The 24,135-nt window shown below is 75.3% G+C and carries 23 protein-coding genes; 14 read left to right on the top strand and 9 right to left on the bottom strand.

The genetic code is table 11. The annotated features are described in order from the left end of the window. Positions 1–94: 94 nt before the first annotated feature. From AB0C78_RS12600 to AB0C78_RS12590, 3 genes are all read right to left on the bottom strand, one after another. The gene (locus AB0C78_RS12600) at positions 95–997 is read right to left on the bottom strand and encodes an acyl-CoA dehydrogenase family protein (RefSeq protein ID WP_360745970.1); all 903 of its coding nucleotides are present in this window, start codon (positions 995–997) and stop codon (positions 95–97) included. Continuing rightward, positions 994–2,124 (bottom strand): acyl-CoA dehydrogenase family protein, encoded by a 1,131-nt coding sequence (locus AB0C78_RS12595; protein ID WP_360745967.1) that lies wholly within the window; start codon positions 2,122–2,124, stop codon positions 994–996. Before AB0C78_RS12595 ends, AB0C78_RS12600 begins: the two co-directional genes overlap by 4 nt. A gap of 159 nt (positions 2,125–2,283) precedes the next feature. Next, the gene (locus AB0C78_RS12590) at positions 2,284–2,745 is read right to left on the bottom strand and encodes an SAM-dependent methyltransferase (protein WP_360745964.1); all 462 of its coding nucleotides are present in this window, start codon (positions 2,743–2,745) and stop codon (positions 2,284–2,286) included. 63 nt (positions 2,746–2,808) lie between these two features. On the opposite strand from AB0C78_RS12590, the gene AB0C78_RS12585 reads away from it, so the two are divergent. After that, the gene (locus AB0C78_RS12585; protein WP_360745961.1) at positions 2,809–3,975 is read left to right on the top strand and encodes an acyl-CoA dehydrogenase family protein; all 1,167 of its coding nucleotides are present in this window, start codon (positions 2,809–2,811) and stop codon (positions 3,973–3,975) included. Beyond that, positions 3,972–4,988, top strand: coding sequence for an acyl-CoA dehydrogenase family protein (locus AB0C78_RS12580; RefSeq protein WP_360745958.1), 1,017 nt, complete (start codon positions 3,972–3,974; stop codon positions 4,986–4,988). Before AB0C78_RS12585 ends, AB0C78_RS12580 begins: the two co-directional genes overlap by 4 nt. Here AB0C78_RS12580 and AB0C78_RS12575 read toward each other — a convergent pair. Then, positions 4,985–5,698: a TetR/AcrR family transcriptional regulator gene (locus AB0C78_RS12575; protein WP_360745955.1), complete on the bottom strand. Its 714-nt coding sequence runs from the start codon at positions 5,696–5,698 to the stop codon at positions 4,985–4,987. The genes AB0C78_RS12580 and AB0C78_RS12575 overlap by 4 nt on opposite strands. Before the next feature lie 76 nt (positions 5,699–5,774). Here AB0C78_RS12575 and AB0C78_RS12570 point away from each other — a divergent pair, with 76 nt between their 5' ends. Both AB0C78_RS12570 and AB0C78_RS12565 read left to right on the top strand, forming a co-directional pair. Then, positions 5,775–7,613, top strand: coding sequence for an ABC transporter ATP-binding protein (locus AB0C78_RS12570; RefSeq protein WP_360745952.1), 1,839 nt, complete (start codon positions 5,775–5,777; stop codon positions 7,611–7,613). Then, positions 7,610–9,388: an ABC transporter ATP-binding protein gene (locus tag AB0C78_RS12565; RefSeq protein ID WP_360745949.1), complete on the top strand. Its 1,779-nt coding sequence runs from the start codon at positions 7,610–7,612 to the stop codon at positions 9,386–9,388. The genes AB0C78_RS12570 and AB0C78_RS12565 overlap by 4 nt, the downstream gene beginning before the upstream one ends. Positions 9,389–9,409: 21 nt before the next feature. Here the strand turns inward: AB0C78_RS12565 and AB0C78_RS12560 are convergent, their stop codons facing one another. Then, positions 9,410–10,018, bottom strand: coding sequence for a TetR/AcrR family transcriptional regulator (locus tag AB0C78_RS12560; protein WP_360745947.1), 609 nt, complete (start codon positions 10,016–10,018; stop codon positions 9,410–9,412). Positions 10,019–10,091: 73 nt separating this feature from the next. Here AB0C78_RS12560 and AB0C78_RS12555 point away from each other — a divergent pair, with 73 nt between their 5' ends. Continuing rightward, on the top strand, positions 10,092–11,543 hold the full coding sequence (locus AB0C78_RS12555; protein WP_360745944.1) for an MFS transporter: 1,452 nt from the start codon (positions 10,092–10,094) through the stop codon (positions 11,541–11,543). Here AB0C78_RS12555 and AB0C78_RS12550 read toward each other — a convergent pair. Next, a complete protein-coding gene (locus tag AB0C78_RS12550; RefSeq protein WP_360745941.1) occupies positions 11,538–12,563 on the bottom strand; it encodes a DUF5954 family protein in 1,026 nt (341 codons plus the stop codon). The two genes, AB0C78_RS12555 and AB0C78_RS12550, sit on opposite strands and share 6 nt — an antisense overlap. A 218-nt stretch (positions 12,564–12,781) precedes the next feature. On the opposite strand from AB0C78_RS12550, the gene AB0C78_RS12545 reads away from it, so the two are divergent. From AB0C78_RS12545 to AB0C78_RS12535, 3 genes are all read left to right on the top strand, one after another. Then, a complete protein-coding gene (locus AB0C78_RS12545; protein WP_360745938.1) occupies positions 12,782–14,965 on the top strand; it encodes a SpoIIE family protein phosphatase in 2,184 nt (727 codons plus the stop codon). Positions 14,966–15,007: 42 nt separating this feature from the next. After that, complete coding sequence (locus AB0C78_RS12540) at positions 15,008–15,508, top strand: inorganic diphosphatase (RefSeq protein WP_151545833.1); 501 nt, start codon at positions 15,008–15,010, stop codon at positions 15,506–15,508. Between the two features lie 173 nt (positions 15,509–15,681). Beyond that, positions 15,682–16,572 (top strand): RNA polymerase sigma-70 factor, encoded by an 891-nt coding sequence (locus AB0C78_RS12535; protein WP_360745934.1) that lies wholly within the window; start codon positions 15,682–15,684, stop codon positions 16,570–16,572. Between the two features lie 5 nt (positions 16,573–16,577). On the opposite strand, the gene AB0C78_RS12530 is transcribed toward AB0C78_RS12535, so the two are convergent. After that, complete coding sequence (locus tag AB0C78_RS12530; RefSeq protein WP_360745931.1) at positions 16,578–17,084, bottom strand: hypothetical protein; 507 nt, start codon at positions 17,082–17,084, stop codon at positions 16,578–16,580. Positions 17,085–17,123: 39 nt separating this feature from the next. Here AB0C78_RS12530 and AB0C78_RS12525 point away from each other — a divergent pair, with 39 nt between their 5' ends. Together AB0C78_RS12525 and AB0C78_RS12520 are read left to right on the top strand one after the other, a co-directional pair. Further along, a complete protein-coding gene (locus tag AB0C78_RS12525) occupies positions 17,124–18,065 on the top strand; it encodes a CoA ester lyase (protein ID WP_360745928.1) in 942 nt (313 codons plus the stop codon). A gap of 22 nt (positions 18,066–18,087) precedes the next feature. Continuing rightward, positions 18,088–19,485, top strand: coding sequence for a lysostaphin resistance A-like protein (locus tag AB0C78_RS12520; protein WP_360745925.1), 1,398 nt, complete (start codon positions 18,088–18,090; stop codon positions 19,483–19,485). On the opposite strand, the gene AB0C78_RS12515 is transcribed toward AB0C78_RS12520, so the two are convergent. Then, positions 19,471–19,866, bottom strand: a complete 396-nt coding sequence (locus tag AB0C78_RS12515) for an NUDIX domain-containing protein (protein ID WP_360745922.1) — start codon at positions 19,864–19,866, stop codon at positions 19,471–19,473. The two genes, AB0C78_RS12520 and AB0C78_RS12515, sit on opposite strands and share 15 nt — an antisense overlap. 83 nt (positions 19,867–19,949) lie before the next feature. Between AB0C78_RS12515 and AB0C78_RS12510 the strand changes: the two genes are divergently transcribed. Genes AB0C78_RS12510 through AB0C78_RS12495 form a run of 4 tightly spaced genes read left to right on the top strand, consistent with a single transcriptional unit; the run spans position 19,950 to position 23,174 of the window. Next, positions 19,950–20,597, top strand: coding sequence for a DUF6758 family protein (locus AB0C78_RS12510; RefSeq protein WP_360745919.1), 648 nt, complete (start codon positions 19,950–19,952; stop codon positions 20,595–20,597). Positions 20,598–20,635: 38 nt separating this feature from the next. Then, entirely contained in the window at positions 20,636–21,523 is an 888-nt protein-coding gene (locus tag AB0C78_RS12505; RefSeq protein WP_360745916.1) for a PHP domain-containing protein, read from the top strand. 9 nt (positions 21,524–21,532) lie between these two features. Further along, complete coding sequence (locus tag AB0C78_RS12500) at positions 21,533–22,243, top strand: MBL fold metallo-hydrolase (protein WP_151545825.1); 711 nt, start codon at positions 21,533–21,535, stop codon at positions 22,241–22,243. A gap of 4 nt (positions 22,244–22,247) precedes the next feature. Beyond that, entirely contained in the window at positions 22,248–23,174 is a 927-nt protein-coding gene (locus tag AB0C78_RS12495; protein ID WP_360745913.1) for a PD-(D/E)XK nuclease family protein, read from the top strand. A gap of 4 nt (positions 23,175–23,178) precedes the next feature. Here AB0C78_RS12495 and AB0C78_RS12490 read toward each other — a convergent pair whose 3' ends face one another. Further along, the gene (locus tag AB0C78_RS12490) at positions 23,179–24,087 is read right to left on the bottom strand and encodes an oxygenase MpaB family protein (protein ID WP_360745910.1); all 909 of its coding nucleotides are present in this window, start codon (positions 24,085–24,087) and stop codon (positions 23,179–23,181) included. Between the last annotated feature and the right edge of the window lie 48 nt (positions 24,088–24,135).

Below are 24,135 nucleotides of genomic sequence, written 5' to 3'. Positions count from 1 at the left end.
CCGCGGGGGCGCCCCCCCGCCCCCGCGGGCCGCCCCCCCCCGCGCGCCGCGGCGGGCCCCCCGCCCGCGGGGGCCCCACGCCGCGAGCCGACGGTCAGAGGGCGGCGACGACGCGGGCGCGGTGGTGGGCGGGCGTGCCCCAGGCGGAGTGCAGGGCGCGGGCCTTGCGGATCCACAGGGACGGGTCGTACTCGTCGGTGTAGCCGATCGCGGCGTGCACCTGCAGCGCCGTCTTCGCCGCGAGGTACGCGGCGTCGGACGCGGCGACCTTCGCGGCGGACGCGTCCCGCGCGAAGTCGTCCGTCCCGTACGCCAGGGCCGCGCCGTAGACGAGCGGCCGCGCGAACTCCAGCTCCACCAGCGCGGTGGCGAGGTGGTGCTTGACCGCCTGGTACTCGCCGATCGGGCGCCCGAACTGCTGCCGCGTCTTCGCGTACTCCACCGACACGTCCAGCAGGGCGCGACCGAGGCCGATCTGCTGGGCGGCGCACAGCATCACGCCGAGGTCGGTGAGGCCGGTCGGCGCGCCGTCCACCCGGAACAGGCGACGGGCGGGGTCGAGGGACGTGACGCGCTCGCCGGTCCGCACGGTGGTCCCGTCGGCGGCGATGACCAGGTCGGCGACGTCGGCGTCCAGCGCGTGCGGGACGGCGACCGACACCAGCGCCTCGCCCTCGGCGATCCTCGCCAGGAGGTCCCCGTCGGTGACGATCCCGGCGGCGGCGAGCGTCTCGACGTACGGGCCGGGCGCGGCGGCGCGGCCGAGCTCCTCCATCGCGACGGCCAGCTCGACCGGCAGCGGCCCGATGCCGCCGTGCTCCTCCGGGACGGCCAGCGCGAACACGCCCGCCTCGGCGACCTGCGACCACAGCGCGCGGCCCGGCGCCGCGTCGCCCGCCGCCCACGCCCGGACGGCCTTCGCGGTTTCCGCGCCGGCCAGCAGCCGGCGCAGCGTCTCGCCGAACATCCGCTGCTCGGCGGAGAGAACGAACTTCACCGGGACCCCCTCGGCAGGCCGAGCAGCCGCTCGGCGATCACGTTGCGCTGGATCTCGTTGGTGCCCGCGTAGATCGGGCCGGCGAGCGAGAACACGTAGCCCTCCAGCCAGTCGGAGTCGAGCTCGCCGTCCGCGCCGAGCAGGTCCAGGGCCGTCTCGTGCAGCGCCACGTCCAGCTCCGACCAGAAGACCTTGTTGAGGCTGGACTCGGCGCCGATGTCGTCGTCCCGGGAGATCGTCTCGAAGCCCTTCAGCCGGTACGCGCGGGACCGGATCCACGCGTCGGCGACCCGGTCGCGCAGCGCGGTGTCGGACGGGTCGGCGCGCTCCTTCCACAGCTCGACGAGCCGCTCGGTCGCGGCGGTGAAGCGGCCGGGGCTGCGCAGGGTGAGGCCGCGCTCGTTGCCGGCGGTGCTCATCGCGACGCGCCAGCCGTCGCCGGGCGCGCCGATGACGTCCTCGTCCGGGACGAACACCTTGTCCAGGAACAGCTCGGCGAACGCGGGCTTGCCGTCGAGCCGCCCGATCGGGCGCACCGTCACGCCCTCGGCGTCCAGCGGGAACATCAGGTACGTCAGGCCCTTGTGCCGCGACGACTCCGGGTCGGAGCGGAACAGGCCGAAGCCCCGGTCGGCGAACGCGGCGCGCGAGCTCCACGTCTTCTGGCCGTCGAGCAGCCAGCCGCCGTCGGTGCGGGTCGCGGTGGAGCGCAGCGCGGCGAGGTCGCTGCCCGCGCCGGGCTCCGACCACGCCTGCGCCCAGATCACCTCGCCGGCCGCCATCGGCGGCAGGATCCGCGCGAGCTGCTCGGGCGTGCCGTGCTTGAGCAGCGTCGGCGCCAGCAGGTTGATGCCGTTCTGGCTGACCCGGCCCGGCGCGTTCGCCGCGTAGTACTCCTCCTCGAAGATCAGCCACTGCAGGACGGACACGCCGCGCCCGCCGTACTCCTCCGGCCACGACACCACGCCGAGCCGCGCCTCGCCGAGCCGGCGCTCCCAGTCGCGGTGGAGCGCGAAGCCCTCCTCGGTCTCCAGCGACGGCAGCGGCTCGGCCGGCACGTTCGCGCGCAGCCAGCCGCGCACCTCGGCGCGGAACTCCTCGTCCGCCGCCCCGAATTCAAGATCCATGCGAAGCCTCCTCCAGGGCCCTCATCACTGCCGCGCCGCCCCTTCTTTCTAACAACTGTTTGGTAGAGTAGAGGGCGGACAGGGAGCAGGGCGACCCGCCCCTCCCACCGACCGGGACGGGGCGCCCGGAGACCGGGAAGCCTGTGGCGCCGGGCGCGGTCAGTAGTACTCGGCCATCAGCTCCGCGGACCAGGCGGGCTGCCGGACCTCGCCGCGCGGCCCGAACTCGCGCATGTACGGCTTGACGTCCAGGACGGGCGTGCCGTCGATCGCGTCCAGCTCGGCGACCTCCAGCCGCAGCCCGTCCACCGCCAGCAGCCGGCAGCGCGACACCCCGATCCGGTTCGGCCGGTTCTTGCCGCGCTGCGCGAAGATCCCGACCAGCGGCCAGTCCGCCCGGTTCCGCGGGTGCCGCGCGCCCGTCTGCACCTTCTCCTCGGGGACGCGGTGGAAGTGGTAGACGACCTCGAGGTGGGAGAAGTCGGCCAGCCCGGCGACGGCGTCCGGCGCGAACCGGGACGCGTCCAGCACGATCGCGGCCGACACGGCGCCCCAGCCGTCGTCGAACGCCTCGTCCCGGCCGCCGGCGACGTGACCGATGGGTTCCAGGGTCAGTGACATGGCCGGAATCCTAGGTGCGATGCCGCCGAATCCCGTTCTACCGGCATCCGGTAAGAAGGTGCCGTGCCCGCACTGAGACTGGACGCGGCGGCCCTGCCGCCCGAACTGGACGGCCTGCGCCGGGACGTCCGCGCGTTCCTCGCCGGGGAGATCGCCGCCGGGCGGATCGTCCCGCACGCCGACAACTGGCTGGCGGGCTGGGATCCCGCGTTCAGCCGGCGGCTCGGCGAGCGCGGCTGGATCGGGATGACGTTCCCGCCCGAGTACGGCGGGAGCGGGGCCGGGTCGCTCGCCCGGTTCGTCGTCACCGAGGAGCTGCTCGCGGCGGGCGCGCCGGTCGCCGCGCACTGGATCGCCGACCGGCAGTCGGGGCCGTCGCTGCTGAAGTTCGGCACCGAGGAGCAGCGCCGCGCCTACCTGCCCGGCATCGCGCGCGGCGAGACGAGCTTCGCGATCGGCATGTCCGAGCCCGACTCCGGCTCCGACCTCGCGTCCGTCCGGACGAGGGCCGAGCGCACGGACGGCGGCTGGCTGGTCAACGGCGCCAAGGTGTGGACGAGCGGCGCGCACGTCGCGGACGCCATGATCGCGCTGGTCCGGACCGGGCCGCCCGGGGAGAGCCGGCACGAGGGCCTCACCCAGCTGATCGTCGACCTGCGCGCGCCCGGCCTGGAGATCCGCCCGATCCGGCTGCTGACCGGCGAGCACCACTTCAACGAGGTCGTCCTCACCGACGTGTTCGTGCCGGACGGCCGCGTCCTCGGCACGGTCGGCGACGGCTGGCGGCAGGTCACCGGCGAGCTGGCGTTCGAGCGCAGCGGCCCCGAGCGGATCCTCAGCACGTTCCCGCTGCTCGCGGCCGTCGCCGGGCGGCTCGCCGAGCGCGGCGCGGACGCCGCCGGCCGGGCCCGGATCGGGATGGTCGTCGCGCGGCTGTGGGCGCTGCGGCGGATGTCCCTCGCGGTCGCGGCGCGGCTCGCCGCCGGGGACGCGCCCGCCGTCGAGGCCGCCGCCGTCAAGGACCTCGGCACCCGGTTCGAGGGCGCGCTGATCGAGACGGTCCGGCTGCTCGCCCGGGCGGAGCCCGACCTCGCGTCGGCCGATCCGCTCGCGCACCTGCTGGCGCAGTCCGTGCTGCACAGCCCCGGGTTCACTCTGCGGGGCGGGACCAACGAGATCCTGCGCGGCGTCGTCGCCAAGTCGCTGCTGCCGAGAGGGGACGCCCGGTGAACGACATCGTCCAGGACCTGGTCGACACCGTGGACGCGGTCTGCGCCCGGCACGCCGACCCCGGTGAGGGCTGGAATCCGCGCCTCTGGGACGAGCTGGAACGGGTCGGCGTCACGCTGCTGCCCGTCCCCGAGGAGCGCGGCGGCGCCGGAGCCGACCTCGCCACCACCGCCGAGGTGCTGCGGGTGCTGGGCCGGCACGCGGCGGCCGTCCCGCTGGCGGAGACCGCGCTGCTGGCCGGGTGGCTGCTCGCGGAGGCCGGCGCGGACGTCCCGTCCGGGCCGCTGACCGCCGCCCTGGCCGGACCGGACGTCGCGCTCCGGCAGGACGCCGGCGGCGGGTGGACGCTGACGGGCACGCTGCCGCGCGTCCCGTGGGCCCGGCACGCGGAGGGCGTCGCGGTGCTGGTCGACGGCCGCGCCGCGTTCGTCCCGCGCGGCGGCTACCAGGTCGACGAGGGCGCGAACCTCGCGGGCGAACCGCGCGACACCGTCCACCTGCGCGACGCCGCTCCCGCACAGGTGCTCGTCTCGGCGGCGACCGCGCAGGCGTTCCGGGAGCGCGCCGCGCTCGGCAGGGCGGCGCTGATGGCCGGGGCGATGGAGACGGCGACCGACCTCGCCGTCCGCTACGCGGGCGAGCGCGTCCAGTTCGGCCGGCCGCTGGCGCGGTTCCAGGCCGTCCAGCAGCACCTCGCCGAGATGGCGGGCGAGACGCTGCTCGCGACCGTCGCGGCGCAGGCGGCGGCCGCCGAGGGCACCGGCTTCGCGATCGCGGCGGCGAAGGCGGCGGCGAGCGAGGCCGCCGGGACGGTGTGCCGCCTCGCCCACCAGGTGCACGGCGCGATCGGGTTCACCGACGAGCACGGGCTCCGGCACGCCACCACCCGGCTGTGGGCGTGGCGCGACGAGTGCGGCAACGAGGCGGAATGGGGCGAGGTTCTCGGCGCCCGCGCCGTCGACGCGGGCACCGGTGGGCTCTGGCCCCTGATCACGGCGGGCGGGGACCTCTAGGGGATCCGGGGCCCGTCCGGTTCGGCCGCCTCGCGGAGCGCCGCCGCCGCGCGCTCCAGCGCGACCTCCCGGGGATCGCCGGGCTCCGGGTCGGGGCGCATCCCGCGCAGCAGCAGCTTGACGGTGAGGACGGTGAGAGGCAGGCCGGAGCGCTCCGTCGCGCCCGCCGCCCGCTCCATCGCGGCCTCCCGCTGGCCCGCGGCGATGGTCGCGTGGACGAGGACGGCCGCGAGCGACTCGGGCGGCTCCCCGGCGGCGACGTCGCCGCGCCGCTGCCCCGCCTCCAGCACCTCCGCCAGCGCGAGCACCGGGTTCGGGACGTCCTCGCCGAGGTGGTCCGACAGGCGTTCGGGCTGGTTCGCGATCCCGCGCATGATCGCGTCGCGGAGCGGGCCGGGCGCGGGCGCGGCGCGGCGCAGCGCCGCGAAGGCGTTGCCGACGATGACGCCGGTGCCGGAGCCGGCGGCGAGGCCCTTGCGGCACGCGTCCGCGAACGCGGCGCAGGTGACGATCGCGGCCTCCAGCACCACGTCGTCCTTGCTCGGGAAGTAGGTGAAGAACGTCCCCCAGCTGACGCCGGCCGCGGCGACGATGTCCTCGATCCGGGCCGCCTCGACGCCGGACCGCTCGAACTCGGCGACCGCCGCCTCGTAGACGCGGCGGCGCGTCTCGATGGCGCGGGCCTGGCGGGGACGGCGGGCGGTCGGCATGGGAAACCCTCTGGTGCGGCGGGCCGGACGGTTCTATTCTGCCAAAGTTGATGCGCATCAACTTTTGGAGGCCGACGTGGTCATCGCAGGGCTGCCGGAACGGCTCGCCGGGTCCGGCCGTGTGCGCGCGCTGCGGATGCTCTGGGGCGCGGGCAAAGGCTGGTCGGCGGCGGTCGCCCTGCTGGTGCTGGCGAACGCGCTGCTGCCGAACGCGAGCCTGGTCGCGCTCGGGTACGCGGTCGGGCGCATCCCGGCGGCGGCCGCCGCGCACCTGCACGGTGCCGCCGGACGCGCCCTCGCCGTCGCGCTGCTGGTCGCGGGCCTGCTCTACGCGGCGACCCTCCTCACCGGCCCGTACCAGGAGTGGCTGAGCGCGTGCGTCAAGGCGCGCCTGGTGGACGACCTGCAGAGCCGGCTCATGGCCGCCGTCAGCGGCCCGGCGGGCGTCGCGCACCTGGAGGACCCGGAGACCCAGGACCAGCTGGAGCTGGCCAGGGGCAGGCTGACCGGCCACATCCCCGCGGACGCGCCCGTCGCGCTCGCCGCCGCGGCCGGGTCACGGCTCGCCGGGATCGCGGCGTGCGCCGTCCTCGCCACGTTCCGGTGGTGGCTCGGCCTCGCGCTGCTCGCCGTGTGGCTGCTGATCCGCCGCCCGCTGCGCAAGATCATCCTCGCCCAGATCGTCGGGTTCCGGACGAAGGCCGAGGTGCTGCGGCGCGCCTGGTACTTCCTCTACCTGGCGATCCGCCCGGCCGCCGCGAAGGAGCTGCGCGTCTTCGGCCTCGGCGACTGGACGATCGACCGGTACCGCGAGCACTGGGCGACGGGCATGGCCACGAACCGGGAGACCTACGCCCGGCTCAGCCGCCGCGCCTACCTGCTCGCCGGCGCCGTCCTCGCCGCCTACCTCGACGCGTGCGGCACGCTCGCGTACGCGGCGCTGCACCACCAGATCGGCCTGCGGGAACTGTCGGTCATGCTGCCGCTGCTGCCCGCCACCATGTACGCGGGCACCGTCACCACCAGCGACATCTCCGCCGAATGGATGGTCTCGGCCCTGCCCGACCAGGCCGCGCTGGAGGCGCGCCTGCGCGCCGCCCGCGAGGACCTGAGCGGCGGCCGGGACCCGGCCGGGCTCCCCGAGCACGGCATCCGGCTCGACGGCGTCCGCTTCGCCTACCCCGGCGGCGAACCCGTCCTCGACGGCCTCGACCTGGAGATCCCGGCGGGACGCTCCACCGCGATCGTCGGCGTGAACGGCGCCGGCAAGACCACGCTGGTCAAGCTGCTCGCCCGCATGCACGACCCGACCGGCGGGACCATCACCGTGGACGGCGTCCCGCTCCGCGACCTCGACGCGGCGCGCTGGCAGCGCCGGTTCGCCGCCGTGTTCCAGGACTTCAACCGCTACCCGCTGCCGCTCGGCGAGAACGTCGCGCTCGGCGCCGTCGAGCACGCCGGGGACGAGGACGGCCGCGACCGCGCCGCCGCCCGCGCCGGCGCGCTCGACCTCGCCGCGGAGGTCGGCTGGGACACCGTCCTGTCCCGCCAGTACGCGGGCGGGACCGACCTGTCCGGCGGGCAGTGGCAGCGCGTCGCCCTCGCCCGCGCGCTGTTCGCCGTCGAGCACGGCGCGGCGGTGCTCGTCCTCGACGAGCCGACCGCGTGGCTGGACGTCCGCGCCGAGGCCGCCTTCTACGACCGGTTCCTCGACCTCACGCGCGGCCTCACGTCCATCGTCATCTCGCACCGGTTCTCGACCGTGCGCCGCGCCGACCGGATCTGCGTGCTGGACGGCGGACGCCTCGCCGAGCAGGGCGCCCACGACGAGCTGATGGCGCTCGGCGGGACCTACGCGGAGATGTTCCGCCTCCAGGCCGCCCGCTTCCGCGACGAGAAGGAGAGCGAGGCATGACGACGGTCCGCCGCACGTTCCGCGTCCTGGTCGCCGACGGGTTCCGGGCCGCGCCGCGCCCGATGGCCGTCGCCGCGCTGACCACGCTCGCGACCGCGCTCACCCAGATCGCCTACCCGGTCGGCATCCGCACGATGGTCGACGCCCTGGCGCGGCACGACGTCGCCGCGGAGATCGCCGGGACCGTCACCGTCGCCGTCCTGTTCACCCTGTCCTGGACGCTGATGATCGTGTCCGCGGGACGGCTGACCGCGCTGACCGACGAGGTGTCGGTGTGGCTGTCCGCGCGGATCGCCGCGCTCGTCAACGCCGTCCCCGGCCTGGAGCACTTCGAGCGGCCCGGCTACCTCGCCGAGCTGGAACGGCTCGAGCAGCGCCGCCCGATGCTCGCGTCCGGGCCCCGGCAGGCGCTCACGCTCGCGTCCGTCGCCGTCCGGACGGCCGGGATCGCCGTCCTGCTCGCGACCGTCTACTGGCCGCTCGCGCTGCTGCCGCTCGCCGGCCTGCCCCCGTACCTCGCCGACAAGCGGTCCGTCGCGCTGCGCGAACGCGCCGACGCCGCCGTCGCGGACCGGCGGCGCCTCGCCGGGGAGCTGTTCGAGCTGGCCGCGACCGCCGGGCCCGCCAAGGAGCTGCGGACCTACGGCCTCGGGCCCGAGCTGCGCGCCCGCCACGACCGGCTCAGCGCCGCCGCCCGCCGCGCCACCGTCCGCGCCGCGTCCGCCGGCGCCCTGTGGAGCGCGCTCGGCTGGTTCCTGTACGCCGCCGCGTTCTCCGGCGCGATCGCGCTCATCGCCGTCCGGGCCGCGCACGGCGACGCGTCGGCGGGCCAGGTCGTCCTCGCGGTCAGCCTGCTGCGCCGCGCCCAGCTCACCGTCTCGCAGGCGTCCAACGCGATCGGCCAGATCGTCACCACGGCGTCCGCCGCGCAGAGCCTGCTCTGGCTGGAGGACCACGCGGCTGCCCAGCGCTCCGGCGGCGCGCCCGCCCCCGACCGCCTCGACCACGGCATCACGCTGGAGGACGTCGCGTTCGCCTACCCGGGCACCGACGCGCCCGTCCTGCGCGGGGTGAACCTCACCCTGCCCGCCGGCGGCACCGTCGCGCTGATCGGCGAGAACGGCGCGGGCAAGACCACCCTGGTCAAGCTGCTGACCGGCATGTACGCGCCGGCGAGCGGGCGGATCCTGCTGGACGGCACCGACCTCGCGGCCATCGACCGCACCGCGTGGCGCGCCCGCACGTCCGCCGCCTTCCAGGACTTCGTGAAGTGGAACCTGCGCGCGGGCGAGGCCGTCGGCATCGGCGACCTGCCCCGCCTCGACGACGAGGACGCGCTGCGCACCGCCCTCGACCGGGCCGCCGGGACGAGCGTCATCGATGAGCTGCCGGGCGGTCTCGGCACCCCGCTCGGGAAGTCGTTCCAGGGCGGCGCCGACCTGTCCGGCGGGCAGTGGCAGAAGCTCGCCCTCGGCCGCGCGATGATGCGCGACCACCCGCTGCTGCTCGTCCTGGACGAGCCGACCGCGAGCCTGGACGCGCCCACCGAGGACGCCCTGTTCCGCCGCTACCTGGACGCCGCGCGCCGCACCGCCGCCGGCACCGGCGCGATCACGATCCTGGTGTCGCACCGCTTCTCGACCGTCCGGATGGCCGACCTCATCGTCGTCATGGACGGCGGGCGGGTCGTCCAGGCCGGCGACCACACCGCGCTCCTCGCCGAAGGCGGGCTCTACGCCGAGCTGTTCGAGCTCCAGGCCCGCGCGTACCTGTAGGCGGCTCTGTAGACACCGCCGCTAGGAGAGGCGGACGCCGAGGAGCTTGGTGAGGAGCCGGTCGATCTGCTGCTCCAGCGGCTCCCACGGCAGGTTCGGCTCGTTGACGCGCATCGAGACCGCGCCGTGCACGGCCGCGCGCAGGTCGAGCGAGACGGCCGCCGCGTCGTCGGCGGGCGCCAGGCCCTCGTCCATGCACCGCTGGACGGCCGCCGTGGTGCGCTTGCCGAGCTCCATCTTGAACGAGGTGTCGCACCGCTTGTTGACCGCGCTCTCGTGCAGCACCTTGTAGAGACCCGGGTGCTCGTGCGACCAGGTGCCCATGACCTGCACGCGCGCGCGCAGCCCGCCCACCGGGTCGCCTGCGGCGGCCTCGGCCTCGTCGGCGGCCCGGACCAGGTCGGCGTGGCTGCGCTCCATCGCCGCGAGGACGAGCGCGTCCCGGTCGGCGAAGTGCAGGTACACCGACGTCGCCGCGATGCCGATCTCCCGGGCCACCGCGCGCAGCGACAGCGCCTCGTCGTCGCCCAGCTCCTCCAGGAGCCGCAGCGCGGTCGCCACGATCTCCTCGCGCAGCCGTTCGCCCTGGCCGCGCCGGTTCCGCCCGCGCGACGGCGATGCCGTTCCCATGCGGGCATTCTAATGCGACGGCCATTGCGCTACAGTCGTAGCGCTACAGCTGTTCACTCAAGGAAGGGCCACCATGACCACCGAAACGGTTCCCGGAGAGCGCGAGGGCGCGGCCCGCTCCGCGCCCGACCCGCGGCGATGGTGGGCGCTGGCCGCCGTCGCCACCGCCCAGCTCATGATCGGCATCGACATGACGATCATGAACATCGCGCTGCCGTCGCTGCAGCGCTCCCTGCACCTGTCCGACCCGGGCCGGCAATGGGTGATCACCGTCTACGCGCTCGGCTACGGCGGCCTGCTGCTCCTCGGCGGCCGGCTGTCGGACCTGATCGGCCGCCGCCGCGCGCTGCTGATCGGCCTGACCGGGTTCGCGCTGGCGTCCGCACTCGGCGGCGCGGCCCCCGGCCCCGCCCTGCTGCTCGCCGCGCGGGCCGCCCAGGGCGTCTCCGGCGCGCTGCTCACCCCGTCCGTGCTGGCGACGCTGGCCGCCGCCTTCCCCGCCCCGGCCGAGCGCGGCCGGGCGTTCGGCATCTACGGGACGGTCATGGGCAGCTCGTCCGGGCTCGGCGTCGTCCTCGGCGGCGTCCTCACCGACTACCTCGACTGGCGCTGGTGCATGTTCGTGAACGTGCCGATCGCGGCCGCCGCCGGGGCCGGGGTGCTCTATGCCGTCCGTCCGGTGCCGCGCACGCCCGGCGTGAAGATCGACGTCGTCGGGGCCCTGCTCGCCACCGCGGGCCTGATGGGCCTCGTCCTCGGCTTCGCCCGCGCGGAGCCGGACGGCTGGGGCGCCGCGACGACCGTCGTGCCGCTCGCCGCCGGCGTCGCGCTGCTCGCGGCGTTCGCGTGGACGCAGACCCGGGTGTCCGGGCCGCTGCTGCCGCCCCGGGTCGTCCTCGACCGCCGGCGCGGCGGCTCCTACCTGGCCGTCCTCGGCCTGGCCGTCGGGATGTTCGCCGCGCTGTTCTTCCTCACCTTCTACCTGCAGAACGTCCTCGGGTACTCGCCCGTGCGGGCGGGCGTCGCGTTCCTGCCGCTCACGGCCGGGCTGATGATCGGCGTGCGGGGGGTGAGCCGGCTGCTCGTCCGGGCGCCGGTGCGGGCGCTGCTCGTCCCCGGCCTGCTGGTGATCGCCGCCGGGCTCGCGCTGCTCGGGACCGTCCGGGTCGACAGCGGCTACTGGACGCACGTGCTGCCGGTGTTCCTGCTCGTCGGGCTCGGCACCGGCTGGGTCCTCGTCACCGCCAACAGCACGGTCACGCTCGGCGCGGGCCCCGACACCGCCGTGGCCGGCGCGGGCGTCATGACGTCGCAGCAGATCGGCGCGTCCCTCGGCACCGCCCTGCTCAGCACCGTCGCCGGGACGGCCGCCGCGCACTACCTGCGGGACCACCCGGGCGGGGCGGCGCGCGCGGCCGTGCACGGCTTCGACGTCGCGAGCCTCGGCGCGGCCGGCGCGCTGTGCCTCGTCGCGGCCGTGGTGTTCCTCGTCACCGGCCGGGCGGCCGCCGCCCGGCCGTCATGAGGTCTCCTCCTCCTCCTCCTCTTCCTCCTCCTCGTCGTACTCCTCGTACTCGTCTCCGTGGACGGCTCCGGACAGGCCGTAGCGCTCCTCGTCGGAGGGGCGCGGGCCCTCCGGGCCGTCCCGGCCGAGCCGGAGCATCCGCGAGATCCGCACGGTGCGGAACTCGCGCCCCGCCGCCGTGAACGCGTGCCCGGTCGCCGCCTCGATCTGCTCGGCGGCCCGCTCCCACTCCGCCAGCTCGGCCGGATCGGGCGGGTCGCCCTGGAACTCGCGCAGCCGCGGCAGCAGGTCGGCGAAGTAGCGGGCCAGCCGGCGGCGCGTCTCGTCCGGATCGTCGCCGCCGGTCAGCGGCGCCCAGCCGTTCTCCTTGACCTCGACCGCGATGAACGTCGGCGGCAGCAGCACCACGCCCGGGTACGCCTGCACCGCGTGCCGCGCCTCCGCCAGCACCACGTCCGGGACGGAGCCCGGCACCGGCATGAAGCCGACCAGGTTCAGCCGCAGCTGCGCCTCCCACCGCCCGGCCGGCGCCGCCGGCTCCAGCAGGTGGCCGCGGAGCATCCCGTCGCCGCAGGCGCCGGGCGTGTCGGTCGGCCGCGGCGGCTCCATCACCCGGTCGCCGAGCAGCGTGTACTTCTCCACCCGGATGATCCGGTAGCGCCGGTCGCCGATCTCCCACTCGTCCTTGGGCAGCTGGGCGCCCTCCTCCGGATCGAGCCGGCCCGCCGCCGCGAGCATCGCCCGCGCCATGCCCGGCGGGTGATCGCCGTCCGCCGCGTCCCGGCGCAGGTCCGCGGCCAGGCCGTAGCGGGCGGCGGACGGGTCGGTCGAGCCGAGGCAGCCGATCCGCCACTCGGCGCCGGCCTGCACCGCGTACCCGAAGTCGGGCGACCCGGCGGGGAGGAGCTTCGGGAACGCGAGGATCGCGTCGCCGATCTCGCGGTCCCGCACGGCCGTGACGGGATCGAGGGAGGCGACCAGGTTGATGTGGTCGTACCCCGGCATCAACGGGAACGTCATGTCCTCATGTTCGGGACCCGCGCCGCGTCCCGCAGCGGAATCCGCGGAACCGGACCGCCGCTGACGTGCGACTTCTCCCAATCGACGGCTTATGTCCGACAGATGATGCGGGTCCGGCGGGCCGCATTCCGGGCGCCGGGCCCGGGTCCGGCGTCCTCCGCCTCCCGGCGGCGGGCGCGTCTAGACTGGTGGCCGGATCGACACCGGGGGATGAGGCGATGGTCCCGGATGCCCGCGACACGGCTCGCACCGACACGGCCCTGGCCGACGCGGCGCTGTTCGGCGCCCTGGTCACCGAGGTGCCGTTCGGCGTCGCGTTCCTCGACGGCCGGCTGCGCCTGCGCCGCGCCAACGCTGCCCTGCGCGCGCTGCTGCGCGGCGGCGGCGCCGGCGGCCGCAACGGCGTCAACCCCGTCGGGCGGCGCCTCGCCGAGGTGCTGGACGGCGAGTTCGCGGCGGTCCTCGAACCGGCGCTGCGCGGCGTCCTCGACGACGGCCGCGCGGTCACCGGCCTGGAGGTCCGCGGCCCCGCCCCGGCCGATCCCGGCTCCGGGCCCGACGGTTCCGCGCCCGGCGCGCCGGATGCCGCCGTGCCCGACGCGGGCGGCGAGCGGGTCTGGGTCTGCGCGTGCCTGCCGGTGCGCGGGCCCGGCGGCGCGATCCTCGGCGCGGCGCTGATCGTCCAGGACGAGACGGTCCGCCGCGGGGTCGAGGACGCCATCACCCGCCGCACCGAGCGGTACCGGTCGCTGGTCGAGGCGACGACCCCGGTGGTCTGGACGACCACCGCGGACGGCGCCGCCGGCGAGGACGCGCCGCACTGGCGGGCCGTCACCGGCCAGACCCCCGAGGCGTACGCGCGGGGCGGCTGGATCGCGGCCGTGCACCCGGAGGACTACGACCGCGTCGCCGCCGAGTGGCGCGGCTGCATGCACGACGGCCGCGTCCTGGAGGTGGACTGCCGCGTCCTCACCGCGTCCGGCGGGCGGCGGCACTTCGAGGTGCGGGCCGTCCCGATCCGGCGCGACGGCGCCGTGATCGAGTGGGTGTGCGCCGGGACGGACGTCACCGGCCGCCGCGACGCCGAGGAGATGCGCGGTCGGCTCACCGGCCAGCTGTCGGCCGCCGCGCTGCGCACCGCCCGGCTCCAGCAGGCCACCTCGATGCTCGCCGAGGCGCTGACCGTCGGGGAGGTCGTCCGGGTCATCGTGGAGGTCGGCCAGTCCGCGGTCGGCGTCGACCACTGCACGGTCGCGCTGCTGGACGAGGGCCGGACGCGGCTCACCCCGGTCGCCCCGGCCGACGCCCCGTCCGGCACGGGCGACGAAGCGGGCACCGGGCCGGACGGTCCGGCCGTCTGGCCCGACACCGTCGCCGTCGCGGAGCCGACCGTGATGTCGGCGGCGGCGCGCGACGGCCGCCCGTTCGTCGCCGAGAACCCCGTCGAGCTGCGCCGGCAGCTCGGCGAGGCCGCCGCCGCGACGGAGATGCTGCGCGGCCCGGGCGAGCAGGCGTGGGTGGCGCTGCCGCTGCTGGCGGCGGGCGCGCCGATCGGCGTGCTGCGGTTCGCCTTCACCCGGACCCGGTTCCTCACCGAGGACGAGCAGGTGTTCCTGGAGGCCCTCGCCGGGCAGTGCGCGCTGGCGGTGGAGCGGGCGCTGCTGTTCGAGCGCGAGCACCGCACCGCCGAGCAGCTCCAGCGCAGCCTGCTGCCGGGCGACCTGCCGAGCTCCCCGGAGCTGCGGATGGCGGCGCGCTACGACCCGGTGACCCGGCACGTCCAGGTCGGCGGCGACTGGTACGACGTGTTCAAGCTGCCCGGCAACCGGCTCGCGGTCGTCGTCGGCGACGTGATGGGCAAGGGCGTCCTGGCCGCCGCGATCATGGGCCGGGTGCGCAACGCGCTGCGCGCGCTCGCGCTCACCGACCCGCGGCCCGCCGCCGTCCTGTCCGGGCTGGACCGGCTGTTCAGCGCCACCGAGGACGCCGAGCAGTTCACCACCGTCGCGTACCTGGTGATCGACCCGTCCACCGGGCGGGGCCTGTACACAAGCGCCGGGCATCCGCCGCCGCTGCTGCTGCCCGCGGGCGGGCCGGCGGGGCTCAGCGACGTCGAGGCGGGCACCCCGCTCGGCTGGCCGAGCCACCGGCAGCAGGCGAGCTTCTCGCTGTCGCCCGGCGACACCGTCGTGCTGTACTCCGACGGGCTGGTGGAGAACCGCCGGCGCGGCGTCGACACCGGCCTGAGCGACCTGGTCGCGGCCGCCGCCGAGCTGCCGCCGGACGCCGCCGCCGACCCGCGCCGGGTCGTCGACCACCTGGTCGCCCGGCTGCTCGCGGGGTACGAGCAGTCCGACGACGTGACGCTGCTCGCACTGCATGTTCCGGCATCGGGGGAGTAGGGGACCCCGGTACGCCGGGTACGACCCTGCGGGGGAGGCATCATGGAAATCGAGATGATCGTCGAGATCCCGCGGGGATCGCGCAACAAGTACGAGATGGACCACCGGCTCGGGCGCATCCGCCTGGACCGGATGCTGTTCACCTCCACGCAGTACCCGGTGGACTACGGCTACATCCCCGACACGCTCGCCGAGGACGGCGACCCGCTGGACGCGATGGTGCTGCTGGAGGAGCCGACGTTCCCGGGCTGCCAGGTGTCGGTCCGCAGCGTCGGGGTGTTCTGGATGCACGACGGCGGCGAACCCGACGCCAAGATCCTCACGGTGCCGGCGCGGGACGTCCGGTACGCCTCGATCAACGACCTGTGCGACGTGCCGAAGTACTTCCTCGACGAGATCGCGCACTTCTTCGACATCTACAAGAACCTGGAGCCCGGCAAGGACACCGACGTGCGCGGCTGGCAGGAGCGCGACGTCGCCGACCGGGAGATCGGCCAGTCCATCGAGCGCGCCGCCGACGCGCACCTCGCCCGCACCCGCTAGCCGTCCCGGGCGTCGTGCTCCGCCGGCCGATGCCCGGCGGGGGTGCCCGGCGGGGGTGCCCGGCGGGGGTGCTCGGTGGCCGCGGGCCGCGGTGATGTCACGATCCGGGCGAGTGTCCCGTCCTCGGTGGTGAGGGCGGGCGTGCGTGCCCGGCCGTGAAAGGCTGAACGATCATGTCTGATGTCTTCGAGGAGCACCGCAACCTGCTGTTCGCGGTCGCCTACCGGATGCTCGGCACCGCCGCGGACGCCGAGGACGCCGTCCAGGACGCGTGGCTGCGCTGGTCCGCCGCGGACCGCTCGGACGTCCAGGACCCCAAGGCCTACCTCGTCCGGATCACCACGAACGTGGCGCTGGACCGGCTGCGGTCGGCCCGCGCGCAGCGCGAGACCTACGTCGGCCCGTGGCTGCCCGAGCCGATGCTGACCTCCCCGGACGTCGCGGCGGAGGGCGCCGAGCTGGCCGAGTCGGTGTCGATGGCGATGCTCGTCGTGCTGGAGACCCTCAGCCCGCTGGAACGCGCCGTGTTCGTGCTGAAGGAGGTGTTCGGCTACCCGTACGCGGAGATCGCGCGGGCGCTGGACCGCACGGAGACGTCGGTGCGGCAGCTCGGCACCCGGGCGCGCAAGCACGTGGAGGCGCGCCGTCCCCGGTTCGAGGCGGGCGGCGCCGAGCGGCGCGCCGCGACCGAGCGGTTCCTCGACGCGGTCGTCGGCGGCGACATCAACCGGCTCATGGAGACCCTCGCCCCGGACGTGACGCTGTGGACCGACGGCGGCGGCAAGGTCCGCGCGCCGCGCAAGATCGTGCACGGCGCGGACCTCATCGCCCGGTTCTTCGCGGGCATCGTCGACCGCCCCTACGAGGGCGTCGACCCGGGCGACTGGCTGCTGCGGCGGGTCGAGATCAACGGCGGGCCCGCGGTGGTCGTGTCCGGCCCGGACGGGCCGATCAGCGTGATCAGCGCCACCGTCGGCGACGACGGGCGCGTCCGGGACATCCAGCTGGTGGCGAACCCGGACAAGCTCCGCGCGATCGCGGAGGGCCGCACGCTCCCGATGTGACGGGGCTAGCGATCGGCGCCGCGGCGCCTGCCGCCGAACATCCTCGGCGGCGGGCCCGCGGTGGTCGCGGGCGTCGGCACCGGACGCACCGTCGCGTACGCCTCGGGGGCCGGGTCGTCCGCCGCGTCCACGGGGGTCAGCCGGACGATCCACGACTCGGCGGCCCAGGTCTCCACCTGCCCCTCGTGGCCGCGGGCGTTCAGCCGCTCCTTGGCCAGCAGCGGAGTGATCTCGTCCCACAGCTCGCCGCCGGGCTCGACCCGCGCGCACTCGGCGGTGAACGTGACGAGCCGGCCGCCCTTGTCCTTGCTGCGCAGGATGACGGTGACCCGGTCGGCCTCGGGGAGGCCCGGCAGGGGCTGCTCGCCCTCGCCGCCGGTCAGCACGTACGCGGACCCGTCGTGCCAGACGTGCCAGGCGGCGCGCGGCTGCGGCAGCCCGGGCAGGTCGAGCCAGAGCAGCCCCGACTTCTTCGCCGCCTCTTCGACCAGCGCGCGGTTCAGCTCACCCACGCCGAAAGCGTCTCACACCCGCTGGATAGCATCCGGCTCATGCGGTCTCGACGTACCACCCTCGCGGTCCCCGGCAGCAATCCCCGCTTCATCGAGAAGGCGCAGGGGCTCCCGGCCGACGAGATCTTCCTGGATCTGGAGGACGCCGTCGCGCCGTCGGCGAAGGAGGGCGCGCGCAAGACCGTCGTCGCCGCGCTCAACGACGGCGACTGGACGGGCAAGACGCGGGTGGTGCGGATCAACGACCTGGAGACGCACTGGGCGTACCGGGACGTGATCGAGGTCGTCGAGGGGGCGGGCGCGAACCTCGACGCGATCATGCTGCCGAAGGCGTCGGACGCCACGCACGTCCAGTGGCTCGACCGGCTCCTCACCCAGATCGAGCGGGCCACGGGCCTCGAACCGGGCCGCATCGGCATCGAGGCGCAGATCGAGGACGCCAAGGGCATGGTGAACATCGACGCGATCGCCGCGTCGTCGCCGCGCCTGGAGTCGCTGGTGTTCGGCCCCGGCGACCTGATGGCCTCGATCAACATGCGGACGCTGGTGGTCGGGGAGCAGCCGCCCGGCTACACCGAGGGCGACGCCTACCACTACATCCTCATGCGGATCCTGATGGCCGCGCGCGCCAACGACCTGCAGGCCATCGACGGGCCGTACTTCAACGTCCGGGACGTGGACGCGTTCACCCGGGTCGCGAAGCGCTCGGCCGCGCTCGGGTTCGACGGCAAGTGGGTGCTGCACCCCGCGCAGATCGACGCGGGGAACGCGGTGTTCTCCCCGTCGCAGGAGGACTACGACCACGCCGAGCTGATCCTGGACGCCTACGAGCACTACGTGACCGTCGAGGGGCGTGGCGCCGCGACGCTCGGGGACGAGATGATCGACGAGGCGTCCCGGAAGATGGCGCTGGTCGTCGCGGCCAAGGGGCGCGCCGCCGGGATGGCCCGGACCAAGCGCTTCGACGCCCCGGCGACCTGACGGGACGTACCATTCGTCCCACATGGGGACATCGTCGCGGGGAGAGGACCAGGTGCCGATGGCAGGGGACGAGAACGGCTGGGCCCCGCTCGATCCCGGCATGTCGGACACGCCCGAGCCGGGGCCGGCGCCCGAGCCCGCCATGCCCCATCCGCCCGGGCCCCCTGGACCGCCTGGACCGCCCGGACCGGTCGCGGCTCGGCCGGCGCCGGCCGGCTGGACGTGGCCCGCCGGCCAAGGCGCCCCACCGCCCCACCCGGTCGCCCAGCCCTACCCGGGCCAGTACGGCACGCCGCCGCCACCGCCGTACGGCGCGCCTTACGCCGCTCCCTACGGCCCCTACACGCCGCAGACGTTCACCGGATACGGGCCGCCGCGGCCGAAGGGGCCGTGGACGGCCGAGCCCCCGCCCGGCACCCCGTTCCACCGGATGGCGCGGACGCCGCTGCACCACTGGTGGCGGCCGCTCGCCGGCAGCGCGACGATCATCGTCGCCGCGGTCGCGCTGACGATCGGCCTGATGGTCGTCGCGGTCATCGTCCGGGTCATCGCGACCGGCGACGCGCCCGACACCACCGGCGACGGCTCGGAGAGCATCCTCGGGAACTCGACCGCGGACCTGGCGTTCAACCTCGCCACCATCGCGGTCCTCCTGCCGGTGCCGCTGCTCGCCGCGTGGCTGCTGCAGCGGCGCAGGCCCGGCACCCTCGCGTCCGTCGCCGGCCGGATCCGCTGGCGCTGGCTGCTCACCTGCTGCGGCCTCGCCGTCGGGTTCTGCGCGGTCTCCTACGCCTCGTCGATCGTCGCGGGCGCGTTCCTGCCCGACGACTCGTCCGGCGGCGAGCACTGGGTCGGCTGGGGCCGGTTCGTGCCCGCGGCCATCGTGATCATCCTGCTGGTGCCGCTCCAGTCGTCGGCGGAGGAGGTCGTGTTCCGCGGCTGGCTGCTGCAGGCCGTCGGCGCCTGCACGCTGGAGAACCGCACCGGACGGGTCGGGCGCGCCTTCAGCGCCGTCTTCCGCACCCCGTGGCCCGGGATCATCGTCGGCTCCGCCGCGTTCACGTCCCTGCACGGCTACACCGGCTGGGGCATCCTCGACATCTTCGTGTTCGGCGCGGTCGCCGCCTGGCTCGCGACGCGGACGGGCGGGCTCGAATCCGGCATCGCGCTGCACGTGTTCAACAACCTGATGGCGTTCCTCCTGCCCGCCGCGGTCGGGCAGCTCGACATCGACGAAGGGTCCGTGCCCTGGCAGGCCGTCGCCGCCGACGTCGTGCCGATGCTGCTGTACGCGGCCGTCGTCGTGTGGCTGGCGCGCCGCAGGAACATCCAGACCGTCACGCCCGGCCCGGCCGACGACGCCGGACCCGACGCGGTCCCGCAGGACGCCGAGCCCGCGTTCGTCTCACGGCCCCAGTAGCCCCCACGACTCCAGGGCCTCGACCAGGCCGTCGGTCAGCGGGAGTTCGCGCAGCTCCGCCGGGGTGACCCAGCGGGCGTCGGCCGCGTCGTCACCGGCCCGCAGGACGCCGCCGACCACCCGGGCCTCGTAGTCGTGGATCTCGTAGACGACCCCTCCGGGGCCGGGGCGGTCCACCGACCCGGCGAGCGCGTCCGGCGCCACGTCCAGGCCCGTCTCCTCCTTCAGCTCCCGGACCAGCGCGGCGGCGTCGTCCTCGCCCGGCTCGACCCGCCCGCCCGGTACCGACCACAGCCCCGCGCCCGGCGGCCGGCCGCGCCTCACCAGCAACAGCCGTCCATTCCCGTCCCTGACGATCCCGCCGACGCAGCGCACCCTCATGTCACCATTTTGTCGCGCCTTGCCCGGTCCGCTACCTCGGGGAACTTGACGGCGCGGGGAACCGGCGCGCAGGGTGGGTAATCATGAGGGCGGAGCCCACATGCCCGCGATGCGCGGGTCCCCTGAGCGCGCCGGGCCTCTGGTCGAGCGACTGGAGCTGCGGCGTGCACGGCGCAGTACTGCCCCGCCAGCCGTCCAAGCGCCCCGGCCCGGACGGGCTCGCGGCCGTGCTCCGGGACGCGAGGGTCCCGGTGTGGACGCCCTGGCCCCTTCCGCCGGCCTGGCTCGTCACCGGCTTCTGCAGCGTGGGCGACGAGCGATCGGGCGCCCGCGCGACGGCCGTCGCGCTGTCCGGGCCGGGCCTGCTCAGCGGCCCGGCCGACATGGTGCTGATCGCCGAGGAGCCCGGCATCGGGCTCGGCGGCCACTACGCCGGGCTGGACGGCGGCGACCCCGGCCCGGGGTTCGACGGCAGCCCGCCCGACGCCAAGATCGACATCAGCGGCCCGGCCGCGACCTGCGGGCACTCGGTGCCGATGTGGGCGGTCGGCACCAGGGCGGACCGGGCCGTCTACGTCGGCGAGGCGATGGGCGACTGGCTGTGGGCGGTGCTGTGGCCCGCCGAGGCGGGCGTGCTGATGCTGGAACGCCAGAACCTTCTCGACCTGCGCGAACCCGGCATGGACCTCGACCTGCCCTACGGCGCCTACAGCCCGCGGCTCGACGAGTAGGCGAACGGCCGTCGCCGGCGGCTGTTAGAAAGGGGCGCATGCGCATCGACCTGCACAGCCACAGCGACGCCTCCGACGGGACGCGCCCGCCGTCCGAGGTGGTCCGGCGGGCCCGCGCGAACGGCGTGGACGTCCTCGCCCTCACCGACCACGACACCGTCGCCGGCTGGGACGAGGCCGCCGCCGCGCTGCCGGACGGGCTGACGCTCGTCCCCGGCGTCGAGCTGTCGTGCAAGCAGGACGGGCGCAGCCTGCACCTGCTCGGGTACCTGTTCGACCCGTCCGAGCCCGTCCTCGCCGCCGAGCTGGCCCGGATCCGCGACGACCGCGTCATCAGGGCGCGGACGATAGTGGAGCGGCTGCGGGAGCTGGGCGCGGACGTGACCTGGGAGCGGGTCCGCGAGCTCGCGCGCGGCGAGGCGGTCGGCCGCCCGCACATCGCGCGCGCCATGGTCGAGGCGGGCGTCGTCGCGTCCCCGGACGAGGCGTTCACCCTGGACTGGATCGCCGAGGGCGGCCGCGCGCACGCCGACCGGTACGCGCTCGACCCGCGGCGGGCGGTCGGGCTCGTCCGGGCCGCGGGCGGGGTGTGCGTGCTCGCCCACCCGCGGACCCGGCGCGGCGGCTACGTCTTCTCCGACGAGGTGATCGCGGGCCTCGCCGAGGCCGGGCTCGCCGGGATCGAGGTCGACCACCCCGACCAGGACGCGGCGGAGCGCGCCGCGCTGCGCGGCCTCGCCCGCGACCTCGGCCTGGCCGTCACCGGCTCCAGCGACGACCACGGCGCCCTGACCGGCGACCGGCTCGGCGCGGAGACCACCGCGCCGGACGCCTACGCCGCCCTCGTCGCCGCGTCCACCGGCGCCGGCGTCGTGTCCTCCGGCGGCGAAGCGGTGCGGCCCGGACCCGTCCCGGAAGCACGGTAGGGTGCCAGCGTGGACGCGCGCATCGAACAGGTGACGACGTCGGGGAAGCTCACCCTCGACGACACCGAGTACGACGTCGAGAACAACACCTACATCGTCGGCGACGACGACGAGGTCATCGTGATCGACCCGGCCTTCGACGCCGACGCCATCCTCAAGGAGGTCGGCGAACGCGAGGTCATGGCCGTCCTGCTCACGGACGGCAACGAGCACCGCCTCGAGGTGGTGCTCGAGGTGGCCGCCGCCGGCGAGGAGGACGAGGAGAACTGGGCCCCGATCGCGCTGCACCGCGGCGACCGGGTGCTGTGGCGGGACTACTTCGGCCGCCTCGCCCGCGAGGAGAAGGACGAGGACGACGCCAAGGCGCTGCGCTCCCTCGAACCGGACATCTGGCTGGAGGACGGCGGCGTCTTCGAGATCGCCGACGCCCAGCTGGAGGTGCTGCACACCCCCGGCCACACGCCCGGCAGCGTCAGCGTCATCAGCGAGCAGCTCGGCGTGCTGTTCTCCGGCGACACCCTGCACCGCGGCCGCCCCGGCTCGATCGGCGGCGTGTACGACGAGCTCGGCAAGCAGCTGAACTCGATCGGCGCGCTGCTCACCCCGCTGCCGAAGGACCTGCGGGTCCTGCCCGGCCAGGGCGAGGAGACGACGGTCGGCGACGAGGACGCCCGCTGGGAGACGTGGGGTTCGCTCGCCCGCGAGCAGGACGACGACTGATCCGGTGTCCGGGGGCGAGCAGCTGGGCTTCGACGGCATGCCCCAGCGGCTCTACGCGTGCACGCCGTCCCGGCTGAACACCTGGCTGGACTGCCCGCGCCGGTACCGGATGACCTACCTGGACCGTCCGATGCCGCCGAAGGGCCCGCCGTGGGCGCACAACAGCGTCGGCGCGGCCGTGCACAACGCGCTGGCCGGCTGGTGGCGGCTGCCGCCCGCCGATCGGACCCCCGAGGCCGCCGGGAGCCTGCTGGTGCGCGGCTGGCTGACGGACGGGTTCCGGGACGAGGCGCAGTCCGCGCGGTGGCGCGAGCGCGCCCGCGAGATGACCGAGCGGTACGCGGCGGGCCTCGACCCGGCGGACGAGCCGGTCGGCGTGGAGCGCACCGTCGCGGCCCGCACCGACCGCATCGCCGTGTCCGGCCGCATCGACCGGCTCGACGCGCGCGGCTCCGAGCTGGTCGTCGTCGACTACAAGACGGGCCGGTACGTCCAGACCGCCGACGACGCGCGCGGGTCGCTCGCGCTGGCGATCTACGCGGTGGCCGCGTCGCGCGTGCTGCGCCGCCCGTGCCACCGCGTCGAGCTGCACCATCTGCCGTCGGGCGAGGTCGCGGTGTGGGAGCACACCGACGAGTCGCTGCAGCGGCACATCAAGCGGGCCGAGCAGATCGCCGCCGAGGCGTCCGCCGCCGACGACGCGTACCGGGCCCGCGTCCCGGCCCCGCGCCGCGGCGAGGCCCGTACCCGGGTCGCGGCGGCGCCGGGCCGCGATGCCGCGCCGCCGGTCGACCACGCCCCGTTCGACGAGCGGTTCCCGGCGCGTCCCGGCCGGTTGTGCTCGTGGTGCGACTTCGCGCGCCACTGCCCCGAAGGCCGCGAAGCCGCACCCCGCAAGGACCCCTGGGCGGCCCTGCCCGACGAAGCCTGACGGGTCAGGCGGCGGTGAGGGCGCGCCGGGTCGGCCAGCGACGCGGGTCCCGCAGGCCGTAAAGGCCCTTGCTGACGTCGTAGCCCTCGGCGGCGAGGTTCTGCCGGGCGCGTTCGAGCATGTCGCGGGTGGGCTTGGCGAACGCGTAGTCGTGCAGCTTCTCCGGCACCGAGTTCATCGCGAGGCGGAACGAGCGGAGCGCGGCGGTGACGGCGGGCTGCGGGACCTCCGGGAGCGCCCCGTACATCTTGCGGGCCCAGTCGGGCAGCGAGTAGTAGCAGAGCGCGCCGAACGGGAAGTAGCCCGGCTTGCCGGGCGCGAGGAACTTCAGGTTCTCCGGCATGGTCGGCCACATCAGGAACTTGACGGTGGCCGCCGCCTCCTCGGTGACGCGCAGGTGCGGGCGCATGCTCGCGAGGTACCGCTCCATCTCGGCGACGCTGCCGGGGACGTCCTCGGGGTGCAGGCCGACGTAGGCGGCGGTGTGGCGCTGCTCGTCGAGGTACTGGTCGGCCATCGCGTCGGTGAGCAGCAGGCCGGCGCGGCGCGCGACCTGGAGGTAGGAGTAGACCTCGGCGCAGTGCACCCAGAGCAGCAGCTCGGGCTGGTCGAGGCGCTCCTTCTTGCCGGTGTCGTGGTTGAGGATCCGCAGGCTGCGGTGGATGTCGCGGACCTTGCGGGCCAGCGCGTCGATCTCCTCGCGCGTGCCGAACGTGGCGACGCCGACGAAGTCGGCGGTGCGCTGGAGGCGGCCGAACGGGTCCTCCTGGAAGTTGGAGTTCTGCCAGACGCCCCACATGGCCATCGGGTGCAGGGCCTGCAGCATGAGGCTGCGCACCCCGCCGACCCACATGGACCGGTCGATGTGGACGCGCCAGGTCACGCTCTCGGGGGGCTGGACGGTCGCGGTCATTCCCACCTCACCAGACGTCGTGCGACAAACTGATGTAAGTGTCTCATT

Source organism: Actinomadura sp. NPDC048394 (assembly GCF_040651755.1).
GTDB lineage: Bacteria > Actinomycetota > Actinomycetes > Streptosporangiales > Streptosporangiaceae > Spirillospora > Spirillospora montaniterrae.
This window is presented reverse-complemented; position numbering and strand designations above follow the sequence as displayed.

What these genes read in the sequence shown, in the direction of transcription:
- AB0C78_RS12505 (WP_360745916.1), top strand. Translation starts at nt 20,636, where the DNA reads ATGCGCATCGACCTGCACAGCCACAGCGACGCCTCCGACGGGACGCGC.
- AB0C78_RS12575 (WP_360745955.1), bottom strand. Translation starts at nt 5,698, where the DNA reads ATGCCGACCGCCCGCCGTCCCCGCCAGGCCCGCGCCATCGAGACGCGC.
- AB0C78_RS12560 (WP_360745947.1), bottom strand. Translation starts at nt 10,018, where the DNA reads ATGGGAACGGCATCGCCGTCGCGCGGGCGGAACCGGCGCGGCCAGGGC.
- AB0C78_RS12540 (WP_151545833.1), top strand. Translation starts at nt 15,008, where the DNA reads ATGGAAATCGAGATGATCGTCGAGATCCCGCGGGGATCGCGCAACAAG.
- AB0C78_RS12490 (WP_360745910.1), bottom strand. Translation starts at nt 24,087, where the DNA reads ATGACCGCGACCGTCCAGCCCCCCGAGAGCGTGACCTGGCGCGTCCAC.
- AB0C78_RS12535 (WP_360745934.1), top strand. Translation starts at nt 15,682, where the DNA reads ATGTCTGATGTCTTCGAGGAGCACCGCAACCTGCTGTTCGCGGTCGCC.
- AB0C78_RS12565 (WP_360745949.1), top strand. Translation starts at nt 7,610, where the DNA reads ATGACGACGGTCCGCCGCACGTTCCGCGTCCTGGTCGCCGACGGGTTC.
- AB0C78_RS12545 (WP_360745938.1), top strand. Translation starts at nt 12,782, where the DNA reads ATGGTCCCGGATGCCCGCGACACGGCTCGCACCGACACGGCCCTGGCC.
- AB0C78_RS12555 (WP_360745944.1), top strand. Translation starts at nt 10,092, where the DNA reads ATGACCACCGAAACGGTTCCCGGAGAGCGCGAGGGCGCGGCCCGCTCC.
- AB0C78_RS12590 (WP_360745964.1), bottom strand. Translation starts at nt 2,745, where the DNA reads ATGTCACTGACCCTGGAACCCATCGGTCACGTCGCCGGCGGCCGGGAC.
- AB0C78_RS12595 (WP_360745967.1), bottom strand. Translation starts at nt 2,124, where the DNA reads ATGGATCTTGAATTCGGGGCGGCGGACGAGGAGTTCCGCGCCGAGGTG.
- AB0C78_RS12515 (WP_360745922.1), bottom strand. Translation starts at nt 19,866, where the DNA reads ATGAGGGTGCGCTGCGTCGGCGGGATCGTCAGGGACGGGAATGGACGG.
- AB0C78_RS12520 (WP_360745925.1), top strand. Translation starts at nt 18,088, where the DNA reads ATGGGGACATCGTCGCGGGGAGAGGACCAGGTGCCGATGGCAGGGGAC.
- AB0C78_RS12510 (WP_360745919.1), top strand. Translation starts at nt 19,950, where the DNA reads ATGAGGGCGGAGCCCACATGCCCGCGATGCGCGGGTCCCCTGAGCGCG.
- AB0C78_RS12550 (WP_360745941.1), bottom strand. Translation starts at nt 12,563, where the DNA reads ATGACGTTCCCGTTGATGCCGGGGTACGACCACATCAACCTGGTCGCC.
- AB0C78_RS12525 (WP_360745928.1), top strand. Translation starts at nt 17,124, where the DNA reads ATGCGGTCTCGACGTACCACCCTCGCGGTCCCCGGCAGCAATCCCCGC.